Raw genomic sequence first — 13732 nt, 5'->3', positions numbered from 1 at the left:
GCGCATGAGCGATCCGGGCGCACCCGTGACCAGAGCCGAGCCCTCCTCCCAAGCCGTTCCGGCGGCCCCGGCGACGAAGGCCGCCAGGCACGCCCTCATCCGTCAGATCCTGGGCCACTCCCAGATCCGATCCCAGGCCGAGCTGCGCGAGGCCTTGGCCGAGCGCGGCGTGAGCACCACCCAGGCCACCCTGTCCCGGGATCTCGTCGAACTGCGTGCCACGAAGATCCGGACCTGTGACGGCGCGCTCGTCTACTCGGTCCCCGAGGCCGGCGCCCCCGGCCAGCTGCGCGCTGCGCAGGCCGTGGCCGAGGGTGCGGACGAGAGCGACCTGGGCGCCCACACGACGCCCCGGCTGGCCCGCTGGTGCGCCGACCTGCTGGTGACGGCCGAGTGGTCCGGCGGCCAGCTCGTGCTGCGCACCCCGGCCGCCTCGGCCCAGCTGCTGGCCAGTGCCGTTGACGACTCGATGCTCCCCGGGGTCCTGGGCTGCATCGCCGGGGACGACACCGTCCTGGTCATCACCCGCTCCGAGGAGATCGCGGCCCGCGTGGCCACGCATCTGCTCGCCTTGGCCGACCCAGCGGGAAGGCGCTGACGGCCGATCCCCCCCCGACCTCCCAAAGGAGCGCCACGCCCTGCCCTGGGCGCTCTCCCCAACCGACAGGCCGGCCCGCCGGCACAACCCCTCCCATGGAGATCCCTCATGAACAAGAACACTGATCGCGTCGTCCTGGCCTACTCCGGCGGGCTGGACACCTCAGTCGCCATCGGCTGGATCGGAGAGCAGACCGGCCGAGAGGTGGTCACCGTCTCGGTCGACGTCGGGCAGGGCGGTGAGGACCTCGATGTCATCCGCCAGCGCGCGCTCGACTGCGGCGCCGTCGAGGCCTATATCGCCGACGCCCGCGACGAGTTCGCCACCGACTACTGCATGCCGGCGCTCAAGGCCAACGCGCTCTACGAGGGAGCCTACCCGCTCGTATCCGCCCTGTCCCGGCCGGTCATCGCCAAGCACCTCGTGCGCGCCGCCCGCGAGTTCGGCGCCTCGACGGTGGCGCACGGCTGCACCGGGAAGGGCAATGACCAGGTCCGCTTCGAGGTCGCCATCACCTCCATGGCGCCGGACATGGACTGCCTGTCCCCGGTGCGCGACCTCGCCCTGACGCGCGATGTCGCCATCGAGTACGCCGAGAAGCACGGCCTCCCCATCGAGACCACCAAGCACAACCCCTTCTCCATCGACCAGAACGTGTGGGGGCGCGCCATCGAGACCGGCTTCCTGGAGGACCTGTGGAACGCCCCGACGAAGGACATCTACACCTACACCGATGACCCCACCTACCCGCCGCTGCCCGACGAGGTCATCATCACCTTCAAGGAGGGCCTGCCCGTGGCGATCGACGGCGCCGCCGTCACCCCGCTCCAGGCCATCCAGGAGCTCAACCGCAGGGGAGGGGCCCAGGGGATCGGCCGCATCGACATGGTCGAGGACCGCCTCGTGGGCATCAAGTCCCGGGAGATCTACGAGGCGCCCGGAGCCGTCATCCTCATCGAGGCCCACCAGGCCCTGGAGGCCGTCACCCTCGAGCGCCTCCAGCGCCGCTACAAGCGCCAGATCGAGCAGACCTGGGGCGAGCTCGTCTACGAGGCGCAGTGGTACTCGCCGCTCAAGCGCTCCTTGGACGCCTTCATCGAGGACACCCAGCGCTACGTCAGCGGCGACATCCGGATGGTCCTCCACGGTGGGCGCGCCACCGTCAACGGGCGCCGCAGCGAGAGCGGGCTCTATGACTTCAACCTGGCCACCTACGACTCGGGCGACACCTTCGACCAGTCCTCATCGCGAGGATTCATCGAGGTCTACGGCATGCAGTCCAAGCTCGCCGCCGCCAGGGCCGAGCGACTCGGCGGGGGCGAGGGCTTCTGATCCCGGTCAGCGCGTGACCAGCGGCGCGGGAAGACGCTGGTCGCGGGCCGCGGATCGGGCCGCGCTGGGGCACCATGTGGGACTAACATCTGAGGAGCTCCGTCGCCAGGCATCGCCTGCGGGAGCGCCGACGGACCAGGACCGACAGACACGGATGACAAAAATGCAGCGTGAGGAGATCGACGCCCCCGCGGGGCGCGCCCAGGGGCGCTCGGTCCTCCCTGGCCTCGCCGTGTGGGCCTTCTTCCTGACCTTCTCCGGGCAGGGCATCCGCAACGTCGTGGGCTGGACGCCTTTCGGCATCATCGCGGCGATCAGCGGAATCGCGCTGTACGCGGCCTTCCGCCTCGAGGGGCACCGGATCGTGTGGCGCGCGCTGCCCACCGCGATATGCGCCTACTGCCTGTGGTGCGTGGCCAGCATCGCCTGGACCCAGTTCCCCAACGAGACCCTTCTCGCCTCCGCCCTCATGGTGGCGACCACCGCGGCCGGCATCCTCCTGGCCTGCGCGCTCTCCTTGCGCCAGCTCACGGTCGCCCTGGGGCGCTCCCTCGAGGCCACGATCGCGCTGAGCCTGGCGCTCGAGGCCTACGTGGCGCTCTTTCTCAAGCATCCTCTCATCCCCCTCTACATGAGGGGGTGGGAGAGCGTGCCCATCTCCTACTTCTGGAGCGAGGACCGGCTCCTCCAGGGAGGCCCGATCCAGGGGATCGTCGGCAACCGCAATCCGCTTGCCTTCATCGCCCTGCTCGCCCTCATCTGCGTGGTCGTGCGATGGAGGGACCGGCAGATCAGCCGCTCCCACCTCGTCGTGTGGTCCTCGCTCTCGGTGCTCACGCTCGCCCTGACGCGCTCGGCCACGGTCACCGTGGCGGCGGTGATCTGCGCGATCCTCGCCGTGGTGCTGTGGTGGCTGCGGCACGTGCCCCGGGAACAGCGCTACCAGGCGATCCTGCGCACCGCCGCCGCCTGCCTGCTGATCGGCCTGATGGCGCTCCTCTTCCGCCAGGACCTGGCCATGCTGCTCAACCGCAGCTCGGACTTGTCGGGTCGGGCGATCATATGGGAGCGCGTCATCGACCTGTGGAAGCAGCACTCCATCCTGGGATGGGGGTGGGTCATGTACTGGCAGCCCTGGCTCCCGGTGTTCCAGACGCTCGTCGTCCGCCCCGACGGCACCCCGACCATGAGCGCGCACAACGCCTACCTGGAGGCGCTGTTCCAAACGGGCATCGTCGGATTCGTCCTCATCTTGGCCGTCGTCCTGCTGCTCCTCGCGCGCACCGGACGGCTCGCGCTGCGCTACCTCGACTCCGCGCCCTCGGTGCTGCTGCCACTCCTCGTCTCTGCCGCGCTGGCGATCCAGGCCCTGACCGAGTCCCGGCTGCTGTCCGAGGGCAACTGGATGGTGGCCTGCGCGATCGGTACCTGGTTGGGCCTGCACCGCCTCACCGTCAAGGAGGCCGAACGGGCCATCCGGACCAGGATCGGGGAGGACCCCCGGCAGTGAATGCGTCATGATGGGGGCATGACGCCTCCGACCGACCGTGCTCCCGACGCCGAAGATGCCCTCCCCTCCAGGAACCCACCGGAGGGCCGGGCAGTCATCAGCCTGTGGGGTGGGCGCTTCACCGGCGGCCCTGCCCAGGCCCTGGCCGCCCTGAGCGTGTCCACCCACTTCGACTGGCGCCTGGCCCGATACGACATCGCCGGCTCTCGCGCGCACGCCCGCGCGCTGGCGGGCGCGGGCCTGCTCGACGACGGCCAGCTCACCGGCATGCTCGACGCCCTGGACCGCCTGGAGGACGACGTCGTCTCCGGCGCCTTCATTCCCACTCCGGCGGACGAGGACGTCCACACGGCCCTCGAGCGTGGCCTCATGGAGCGCGCCGGGGCGGACCTGGGAGGGCGCCTGAGGGCGGGTCGCTCGCGCAATGACCAGATCGCCACGCTCATCCGCATGTACCTGCGTGACCAGGCACGCCACGTCGCGGGCCTCGTCCTCGACGTCGTCGACGCCCTGGTCAACCAGGCGGCGCGCGCGGGGGAGGCGATCATGCCGGGGCGCACCCATATGCAGCACGCCCAGCCTGTGCTCGTCGCCCACCACCTGCTGGCCCACGCCTGGCCGCTCATGCGTGACGTCGAGCGCCTTGAGGACTGGGACGCGCGCGCCGCCGTCAGTCCTTACGGCTCTGGCGCCCTGGCGGGCAACACGCTGGGAATGGACCCCGACGCCGTCGCGGCGGACCTCGGCTTCGACGCGGCCGTGGAGAACTCCATCGACGGCACGTCTGCGCGTGACGTGGTGGCTGAGATGACCTTCATCCTGGCGATGACCGCCGTGGACATCTCCCGCCTGAGCGAGGAGGTCATCATCTGGAACACGAAGGAGTTCGGCTTCGTCACCCTGGATGACTCCTACTCCACGGGCTCGTCGATCATGCCCCAGAAGAAGAACCCGGACGTCGCCGAGCTCGCCCGCGGCAAGGCGGGGCGCCTCATCGGGGACCTCACGGGTCTGCTCGCCACCCTCAAGGCCCTGCCCCTGGCCTACGACCGCGACCTGCAGGAGGACAAGGAGCCGGTCTTCGACGCCGTCGACACCCTCGCGGTGCTCCTGCCAGCGGTTGCCGGCATGATCGAGACGATGACCCTGCGCCTGGACCGCATGGCCGAGCTGGCCCCCCAGGGCTTCTCGCTCGCCACGGACGTGGCTGAGTGGCTGGTCAAGAACGGGGTTCCCTTCCGCGACGCCCACGAGATCTCGGGGGCCTGCGTGCGCGAGTGCGAGAAGCGCGGCATCGAGCTGTGGGACCTCAGTGATGAGGACTTCAGGCGCATCGACTCGCGCCTGACGCCGGGCGTGCGCGAGGTCCTGTCCGCTGAGGGCTCGGTGGCGGCGCGACGCGGGCACGGCGGGACCGCGCCCGTGCGGGTCATCGAGCAGCTGGCCCGGGCGGTCGAGCGCAGCTCCGAGCTGCGGGTCTTCTCCTGGGAGGGATCGCTCCTGGACGGACCGGCTGGGCCGGGCGTCGATGGCGGCGCGGCGCAGGGCGCTGAAGACCCCGTGGGAGCGGAGCCAGAGGACTGACGGTGAGCGCGGAGCCCGGGCTCCGGCCACAGGGGGCCGGCCTCGCCGAGGAGACTCGACGGCTCCTGGCCCTGGACTCCCTGGAGGCGGCTCCGTGGCTCCTCGGCGCGGTCTTGACCGCCACCGACTCCGAGGGAACCGTTTCGGTGCGCGTCACCGAGGTCGAGGCCTACCGGGGTGAGCAGGACCCCGGCTCCCACGCCTACCGGGGCCCCACCGCCCGCAACGCCTCGATGTTCCGCGCGGGCGGCATCATCTACGTCTACTTCACCTACGGCATGCACCACTGCGTCAACGTGGTCACCGGGCCCGAGGGCGTGTCCCGCGCTGTGCTGCTGCGCGCCGGCGAGGTGGTCGAGGGACTCGAGCTGGCGCGATCGCGCCGACCGACGGCGCGCACCGACCGGGACCTGGCTCGTGGGCCCGCGCGCCTGTGCGCCGCCCTGGGACTGACACGCGACGACGACGGCGCCGCGCTGGGCCCGCCCGGCTCGCGCGTGAGCCTCATGCCCGCGGCGCCCGAGGACGCCCCCGCGCCCGAGGTGATCCGTACCGGCCCGCGCACGGGCGTGGCAGGTCCCGGCGGCGACGGCCAGGCCTTCCCCTGGCGCTTCTGGATAGAGGGCGAGCCCACCGTCTCGCCCTACAAGGCAGCCGCACCCAGGCGCGCCAGGCGCGGCCGGGCTACGCCAGGAGGGTCGTGATGCCAGGGGACTACTGGAACCACAACACCGCCTTTCACGACGAGCTTGTCGCCGACGCCGCCACCCGGGGCGGGCGGGTGCTCGACGTCGGCTGCGGGGACGGCCTGCTCGCCCAGCGCCTCGCCGCGGTGAGCGAGGAGGTCGTCGGGATCGAGGCCGATCCCGTCACCGCGCAGCGCGCTCGCGAGCGCCTTACGGGGGTCCGCAACGCGGACGTGCACCGTCTGGACGTGCTCGGCGCTGACGTCGTCGGGCTACTTGGGCGCTTCGAGACGGTCACCTGCGTCGCCGTCCTGCATCACCTGCCGCTGGAGGCCGGGCTGGAGCGCCTGGCGGAGCTCGTGGCGCCCGGCGGACGGCTCATCGTCGTCGGCCTTGCTGCCAATAGGAGCGCCTGGGACTGGCTCCTCTCGGCGGCGAGCATCCTGCCGATCCGGATCGCGAGCGCCTGGCACCACGAGAGTCGGGACATCGACGTGCCTGTGGTCCAGCCCCGCGAGTCCCTGGCTGAGATCCGCCGGGTGGCGGCGCGGGTCCTCCCAGGCTCGCGGGTGCGACGCCGCTTCTACTACCGCTACACCCTCACCTGGGAGCGGCCCGGAGGGGGCTCATGAGCACCTCTGGGACCACGCCCCTGCCGGTCCGACTCGTGCTGGAGCGCCTGCGCTGGGCGCTAGGCAGGTCGAGCCGTGGCCGGGGGCGTGCGACCTGGAAGGGCGAATCAACGCCGAGCTTCTCAGCCACGAGGAGTTGGTCGAGCTCCACGACCTGATCCTGGAAGCGGGCAAAGGGCCCGCGCTGCCGGGGGCTGGGAGAGGTACGGGCCCAGTATCAGCCTGGTCCCCGACCACTGATGCGGGTGGGAGGGGGGGGCCTGGGCAGCCCGGCGTCGTGGCAGACTAGCGCCGCCGAGGCGCGCGCCCGGCGCCGCCGCTCCCAACGCGGGCCGGCTCAGACCCATGGAAGGCATCAGGACCGTGACCGACATCCTGGACGAGTTGCAGTGGCGTGGGCTCATCGCCCAGCACACAGACATCGACGCGCTCCGCGCGGCGCTCACCGAGGGCCGGATCACCTTCTACTGCGGCTTCGACCCGACAGCCCCTTCCCTCCACCACGGACACCTCGTGGCCGTCAAGGTCATGCGCCACCTCCAGATGGCCGGGCACCGCCCCCTCGCGCTCGTCGGCGGCGCCACCGGACTGGTGGGAGACCCCCGTGACAAGGGCGAGCGCGTCCTGAACACCCCCGAGGTCGTGGCCGGCTGGGCGCGCTCCCTGCAATCCCAGCTCGAGAACCTCCTCGACTTCGAGGGCGCCAACCCCGCCCGTATCGTCAACAACCTCGACTGGACCGGCGAGCTGACCGCCATCGGCCTGCTGCGCGACCTGGGCAAGTACTTCCGCCTGGGCACCATGCTCTCCAAGGACATCGTCGCGCGCCGCCTGGCCAGCGAGGAGGGGATCTCCTACACCGAGTTCAGCTACCAGATCCTCCAGGCCAACGACTACCTCGAGCTCTTCCGCCGCTACGGCTGCACCCTCGAGGTCGGTGGGAACGACCAGTGGGGCAACCTCGTGGGGGGCATGGACCTCATCCACAAGGTCGAGGGCGCGAGCGTCCACGTCATGACGAACCCGCTCATCACCAAGTCCGACGGCACGAAGTTCGGCAAGACCGAGGGTGGTGCCATCTGGCTCAACCCCGAGATGCTCAGCCCCTACGCCTTCTACCAGTTCTGGCTCCATGTGGACGACGACGACGTCGTGCGCTTCCTCAAGGTCTTCACCTTCCTGGACCGCGCGGAGATCGAGCGCCTCGAGGCGACCGTCGCCGAGAACCCCAAGGCGCGCGAGGCCCAGCGGGAGCTCGCCCGCGAGGTCACGCGCTGGGTGCATGGCGAGGAGGCGCTCGCGCGGGCAGAGGCGGCCACGGCGGCCCTCTGGGGCCGAGGCGATCTGGCCGCCATCGACGAGGCAACTATGGCCGCGGCCACGGCGGACCTGCCGAGCTCGGATCTCGTCGTGGGGGAGTCCACCATCGTCGACCTCCTCGTCGGCGCGGGACTGGAGAAGGGGCGCGGGGCCGCGCGCCGAACGATCGCGGCCGGCGGCGCCTACCTCAACAACGCCAAGGTCACCGACGAGGATGCCGTGGTGACAGAGGCCGATCTGCTCGCCGGGGGAGTGGTCCTCGTGCGCAAGGGGCGGAGGACGCTCTCAGTGGCGCGGAGCAAGTGACGAGGGGACTCGTGGGCGCGTAGTTGCGGCCCTCTGATCTGCGAGAATTCAGTGACGGCGCCCATGTGGGCGCCGTCACTGATTTGTGATTTGACGACGCGATGGGCACTACGTAATCTACTCCTCGGCCAAGCGCGGCGCCGGGGTCATCCCGGGGTCGGACGGCTAGAACTGAACAGGGGAGTGCGAGATCGGGATCACCGGTCTCCGGATTTGATCCAAAGCGCTCCATTCTGTAATGTTCTCTTTGCGCCTTCTTGTGATGGTGGCTCTCTGTTGTGGGGGTTGTTGTTGTTGTGGGGTGGGTGTGTTGTTTGAGAACTCGATAGCGTGTCATGCTTGTTTATGTCTTGTTTTTTTGTTTGGCCTGTGCTGCTGCTGTTTTTGTGGTGGTGGTGTGGGTTGGGCTTGGAGATTTTTTCTCTGGAATTGTTTTTGCTTGGGGTCGTGTTTGGCGGTTCTGGGTGAATTGGTTTTTTTGGAGAGTTTGATCCTGGCTCAGGACGAACGCTGGCGGCGTGCTTAACACATGCAAGTCGAACGGTGAAGCCCTGGTTTTTGCTGGGGTGGATGAGTGGCGAACGGGTGAGTAACACGTGAGTAACCTGCCCCCTTCTTCTGGATACCGCCACGAAAGTGGTGTTAATACGGGATATTCTGGTCCTGCCGCATGGTGGGGTTGGGAAAGGTCTTTTTGTCTGGTGGGGGATGGGCTCGCGGCCTATCAGTTTGTTGGTGGGGTGATGGCCTACCAAGGCTTTGACGGGTAGCCGGCCTGAGAGGGTGGACGGCCACACTGGGACTGAGACACGGCCCAGACTCCTACGGGAGGCAGCAGTGGGGAATATTGCACAATGGGCGGAAGCCTGATGCAGCGACGCCGCGTGAGGGATGGAGGCCTTCGGGTTGTGAACCTCTTTCGCCAGTGAAGCAGGCCTGTCCCTTGTGGGTGGGTTGACGGTAGCTGGATAAGAAGCGCCGGCTAACTACGTGCCAGCAGCCGCGGTAATACGTAGGGCGCGAGCGTTGTCCGGAATTATTGGGCGTAAAGGGCTTGTAGGCGGCTGGTCGCGTCCGTCGTGAAATCCCTCGGCTTAACCGGGGGCGTGCGGTGGGTACGGGCCGGCTTGAGTGCGGTAGGGGAGACTGGAATTCCTGGTGTAGCGGTGGAATGCGCAGATATCAGGAGGAACACCGGTGGCGAAGGCGGGTCTCTGGGCCGTTACTGACGCTGAGGAGCGAAAGCGTGGGGAGCGAACAGGATTAGATACCCTGGTAGTCCACGCCGTAAACGTTGGGCACTAGGTGTGGGGGGCCTTTCCGGGTCCTCCGCGCCGCAGCTAACGCATTAAGTGCCCCGCCTGGGGAGTACGGCCGCAAGGCTAAAACTCAAAGGAATTGACGGGGGCCCGCACAAGCGGCGGAGCATGCGGATTAATTCGATGCAACGCGAAGAACCTTACCAAGGCTTGACATGTGCCGGACGGTCCCGGAGACGGGGCCTCCTCCTTGTGGGGCCGGTTCACAGGTGGTGCATGGTTGTCGTCAGCTCGTGTCGTGAGATGTTGGGTTAAGTCCCGCAACGAGCGCAACCCCTGTCCCGTGTTGCCAGCGCGTAGTGGCGGGGACTCGCGGGAGACTGCCGGGGTCAACTCGGAGGAGGGTGGGGATGACGTCAAATCATCATGCCCCTTATGTCTTGGGCTTCACGCATGCTACAATGGCCGGTACAGAGGGTTGCGATGCCGCGAGGCGGGGCGAATCCCTTAAAGCCGGTCTCAGTTCGGATCGGTGTCTGCAACTCGACACCGTGAAGTTGGAGTCGCTAGTAATCGCGGATCAGCAACGCCGCGGTGAATACGTTCTCGGGCCTTGTACACACCGCCCGTCACGTCATGAAAGTCGGCAACACCCGAAGCCCGTGGCCCTACGGGGAGCGGTCGAAGGTGGGGCCGGTGATTGGGACGAAGTCGTAACAAGGTAGCCGTACCGGAAGGTGCGGCTGGATCACCTCCTTTCTAAGGAGCTTTCTGGTCCTCGTCGTCCCGGTCGGGGCGGCTCGTCCTTCTGTCTTGCCCTGTTTGGTGGGCGGGGGCGGGTCGCTGGTCGGCCGGGCTGGTTCGGCGGGGGTCGTTGGGCGTGGACGAGCGTGGCGCGTTATCGGGGTTCTGGGACAGCTCGCCGTTGCTGGCGTTCTCGGTTGTTCCGTGGTGGGCCCTGCTGGGCCGGCCGGCCGCTGGTGGTGGTTGGTGGGCCTGGTGTGGGTGGGTTGGTTGTGAACTGTATAGTGGGCGCGAGCATCTGGCGCGCTCGTCATCGCCTCTTCGTGGGGGGTGGGGGGCGCGCTTCTTGTTTTTGCTTGGTTGTTGTTTTTTCAGCGTGTTTTGCTGTGCTGCTTGTTTTTATGGGCGTTCGGTGGATGCCTTGGCATCAGGAGCCGATGAAGGACGTGGTGGCCTGCGATAAGCCTCGGGGAGCCGGCTAGCGGGCTGTGATCCGAGGGTGTCCGAATGGGGGGACCCGGCCGGGGTCATGCCCGGTCACCCGCGCTTGAATTCATAGGGCGTGGGGGGTGACGCGGGGAAGTGAAACATCTCAGTACCCGTAGGAGAAGATATTCCGTGAGTAGTGGCGAGCGAAAGCGGATGATGGTTAAACCATGGTCGTGTGACACCCGGCAGGGGTTGCGGTCGTGGGGTTGTGGGACGCTGTCCTCCCGTTGCTGCCGTGGCGGGGCGCAGTGATCAAGCCTGTGTGGTAGCCGAACCCTCTGGGAAGGGGGGCCGTAGTGGGTGAGAGCCCCGTAGGCGTAACCCGTGGGCCTGCGTGATGGTGTTCCCGAGTAGCACGGGGCCCGTGGAATCCTGTGTGAATCTGCCGAGACCACTCGGCTGCCTGAATACTTCCTGGTGACCGATAGCGGATCAGTACCGTGAGGGAATGGTGAAAAGTACCCCGGGAGGGGAGTGAAAGAGTACCTGAAACCGGGCGCCTACGAGCCGTCAGGGCCCCTGCCTCGTGCGGGGGTGATGGCGTGCCTATTGAAGAATGAGCCTGCGAGTCAGTGGCGTGTCGCGAGGCTAACCCGTGTGGGGGAGCCGTAGCGAGAGCGAGTCCGAAAGGGCGTTTTTGAGTGGCGCGTCCTGGACCCGAAGCGGGGTGATCTACCCATGGCCAGGTTGAAGCACGTGTAAGAGCGTGTGGAGGACCGAACCCACCTCAGTTGAAAATGGGGGGGATGAGCTGTGGGTAGGGGTGAAAGGCCAATCAAACTCCGTGATAGCTGGTTCTCCCCGAAATGCATTTAGGTGCAGCGTCCCGTGTTGCCCGGCGGAGGTAGAGCTACTGGGTGGCTGATGGGCCCCACAGGGTTACTGACGTCAGCCAAACTCCGAATGCCGTTCGGGTGGTAGCGGGGCAGTGAGACGGCGGGGGATAAGCTCCGTCGTCGAGAGGGAAACAGCCCAGATCGCCGGCTAAGGCCCCTAAGCGCGTGCTAAGTGGGAAAGGATGTGCGGTCGCGCAGACAACCAGGAGGTTGGCTTAGAAGCAGCCATCCTTGAAAGAGTGCGTAATAGCTCACTGGTCAAGTGATCGTGCGCCGACAATTCAGCGGGGCTCAAGCACGCCGCCGAAGCCGCGGACCCGTCGTGTTGGTCCTTCCTGGTCCTTGTGGGCTGGGCAGGGGCGGCGGGTGGTAGGGGAGCGTCCCGCGCTGGGTGAAGCCTCGGGGTGACCCAGGGGTGGACGGCGCGGGAGTGAGAATGCAGGCATGAGTAGCGATACTAGGGTGAGAAGCCCTAGCGCCGAATGACCAAGGGTTCCAGGGCCAGGCTAGTCCGCCCTGGGTGAGTCGGGACCTAAGGCGAGGCCGACAGGCGTAGTCGATGGACGACGGGTTGATATTCCCGTACCGGTGTAGCACCGCCCATGCTGACGCGCGGGTGCTAACCCACGCCGCTGCTCGCTGTCGCCTGCCTGGGGGCCTTCGGGTTCCTTGGTGGGTGGCGGGTGGTGGTCTGGGGGTCCTCCGTGCTGGTAGGCAAGCGCATTAACAGGGGTGACGCGCAGTGGTAGCCCCGCGGGCCTGATGGCTTGGCCCGTTCAAGCGTGCGGCCCGGTCTCCAGGTAAGTCCGGGGACCACCTGCTCCTCCCTTGTGGGGGGGGTGGGAGGGTGAGGCGTGATGGTGACCCCGCCTTGTGGTGGGGGACAGTAGGGTGATCCTGTGGCGCCGAGAAAAGCCCCGGCGCGAGGTGCGAGCCGCCCGTACCCTAAACCGACACAGGTGGTCGGGCAGAGTATGCCTAGGCGCACGAGTGAATCATGGTGAAGGAACTCGGCAAAATGCCCCCGTAACTTCGGGAGAAGGGGGGCCCGAACCCTGAGACGGCTTGCCCGTTGGGGGGGAGGGTCGCAGAGACCAGGGGGAAGCGACTGTTTACTAAAAACACAGGTCCGTGCGAAGCCGCAAGGCGATGTATACGGACTGACGCCTGCCCGGTGCTGGAAGGTTAAGAGGATCCGTCAGCCCCTCATTGTGGGGTGAAGCGGTGAATTCAAGCCCCAGTAAACGGCGGTGGTAACTATAACCATCCTAAGGTAGCGAAATTCCTTGTCGGGTAAGTTCCGACCTGCACGAATGGCGTAACGACTTCCCCGCTGTCTCCACCATGAGCTCGGCGAAATTGCATTACGAGTAAAGATGCTCGTTTCGCGCAGAAGGACGGAAAGACCCCGGGACCTTTACTATAGCTTGGTATTGGCGCCCGCTATGGCTTGTGCAGGATAGGTGGGAGACTGTGAGACCGCCACGCCAGTGGTGGTGGAGTCGTCGTTGAAATACCACTCTGGCCATGGCGTGCGCCTGAACCTGGGCCCGTGATCCGGGTCAGGGACAGTGCCTGGTGGGTAGTTTAACTGGGGCGGTTGCCTCCTAAAGTGTAACGGAGGCGCTCAAAGGTTCCCTCAGCCTGGTCGGTAACCAGGTGTTGAGTGCAAGTGCACAAGGGAGCTTGACTGCGAGACCGACGGGTCGAGCAGGTGCGAAAGCAGGAACTAGTGATCCGGCGATCCCGTGTGGGTGGGTCGTCGCTCAACGGATAAAAGGTACCCCGGGGATAACAGGCTGATCCTGCCCAAGAGTCCATATCGACGGCATGGTTTGGCACCTCGATGTCGGCTCGTCGCATCCTGGGGCTGGAGCAGGTCCCAAGGGTTGGGCTGTTCGCCCATTAAAGCGGTACGCGAGCTGGGTTTAGAACGTCGTGAGACAGTTCGGTCCCTATCCTCTGCGCGCGCAGGATACTTGAGAAGGCCTGTCCCTAGTACGAGAGGACCGGGACGGACGAACCTCTGGTGTGCCAGTTGTCCTGCCATGGGCACGGCTGGTTGGCTACGTTCGGGACGGGTAACCGCTGAAAGCATCTAAGCGGGAAACCATCTTCAAGATGAGGTATCCACACCCCTCCTCTGGGGGGGGGTGGGAGGCCCCCAGTAGACCACTGGGTTGATAGACCAGGAGTGGAAGGCCTGCAAGGGCTTTTGAGCTGACTGGCACTAATCGGCCGACACAAGCACACCAGCACAACACGCGCCGTCCAGCCAGCGGTCCACCAAGCCACCCCCTAAGCAAACGAAGGGGGGGAGGCACCGGTAGGGGCCACGGTGGTGATGGAAGCACGAGCCAAGACAAGCGCCCACTATGCGGTCCACGACCAACCACGCCCCACCACCCACACCCCCCAGGGGGGTGGGTGGTGGGC

At 66.9% G+C, this 13732-nt stretch carries 7 protein-coding genes and 2 rRNA genes; all 9 read left to right on the top strand.

All coding sequences use genetic code 11. From position 1 onward, the window contains the following. The first annotated feature begins 4 nt into the window (after window positions 1–4). The 9 genes from ABXS69_RS07070 to ABXS69_RS07030 all read left to right on the top strand — a co-directional run bounded on the left by ABXS69_RS07070 (window position 5) and on the right by ABXS69_RS07030 (window position 13549). Window positions 5–598, top strand: a complete 594-nt coding sequence (locus ABXS69_RS07070; protein ID WP_366180019.1) for an ArgR family transcriptional regulator — start codon at window positions 5–7, stop codon at window positions 596–598. 108 nt (window positions 599–706) lie between these two features. After that, window positions 707–1930 (top strand): argininosuccinate synthase, encoded by a 1224-nt coding sequence (locus ABXS69_RS07065; protein ID WP_366180018.1) that lies wholly within the window; start codon window positions 707–709, stop codon window positions 1928–1930. Window positions 1931–2093: 163 nt separating this feature from the next. Continuing rightward, entirely contained in the window at window positions 2094–3440 is a 1347-nt protein-coding gene (locus ABXS69_RS07060) for an O-antigen ligase family protein (RefSeq protein ID WP_366180017.1), read from the top strand. Beyond that, entirely contained in the window at window positions 3441–5024 is a 1584-nt protein-coding gene (gene argH, locus ABXS69_RS07055; RefSeq protein WP_366180016.1) for an argininosuccinate lyase, read from the top strand. Window positions 5025–5026: 2 nt separating this feature from the next. Further along, a complete protein-coding gene (locus ABXS69_RS07050; RefSeq protein ID WP_366180015.1) occupies window positions 5027–5728 on the top strand; it encodes a DNA-3-methyladenine glycosylase in 702 nt (233 codons plus the stop codon). Beyond that, the gene (locus tag ABXS69_RS07045; RefSeq protein WP_366180014.1) at window positions 5728–6342 is read left to right on the top strand and encodes a methyltransferase; all 615 of its coding nucleotides are present in this window, start codon (window positions 5728–5730) and stop codon (window positions 6340–6342) included. The genes ABXS69_RS07050 and ABXS69_RS07045 overlap by 1 nt, the downstream gene beginning before the upstream one ends. Before the next feature lie 363 nt (window positions 6343–6705). Beyond that, entirely contained in the window at window positions 6706–7968 is a 1263-nt protein-coding gene (tyrS, locus tag ABXS69_RS07040) for a tyrosine--tRNA ligase (RefSeq protein ID WP_366180013.1), read from the top strand. A gap of 475 nt (window positions 7969–8443) precedes the next feature. Beyond that, window positions 8444–9986 (top strand): 16S ribosomal RNA (locus tag ABXS69_RS07035). A 374-nt stretch (window positions 9987–10360) separates the two neighbouring features. Further along, a 23S ribosomal RNA gene (locus ABXS69_RS07030) occupies window positions 10361–13549 on the top strand. Together the 16S and 23S rRNA genes form the textbook arrangement of a ribosomal RNA operon. The last annotated feature ends 183 nt before the right edge of the window (window positions 13550–13732 follow it).

This window comes from Actinomyces timonensis (assembly GCF_040702965.1).
GTDB lineage: Bacteria > Actinomycetota > Actinomycetes > Actinomycetales > Actinomycetaceae > Actinomyces > Actinomyces timonensis_A.
This window is presented reverse-complemented; position numbering and strand designations above follow the sequence as displayed.

Excerpts from the sequence above, each read along its gene's own strand:
- ABXS69_RS07070 (WP_366180019.1), top strand. The coding sequence starts at position 5 with ATGAGCGATCCGGGCGCACCCGTGACCAGAGCCGAGCCCTCCTCCCAA.
- argH (WP_366180016.1), top strand. The coding sequence starts at position 3,441 with ATGCGTCATGATGGGGGCATGACGCCTCCGACCGACCGTGCTCCCGAC.
- ABXS69_RS07045 (WP_366180014.1), top strand. The coding sequence starts at position 5,728 with ATGCCAGGGGACTACTGGAACCACAACACCGCCTTTCACGACGAGCTT.
- ABXS69_RS07065 (WP_366180018.1), top strand. The coding sequence starts at position 707 with ATGAACAAGAACACTGATCGCGTCGTCCTGGCCTACTCCGGCGGGCTG.
- ABXS69_RS07060 (WP_366180017.1), top strand. The coding sequence starts at position 2,094 with ATGCAGCGTGAGGAGATCGACGCCCCCGCGGGGCGCGCCCAGGGGCGC.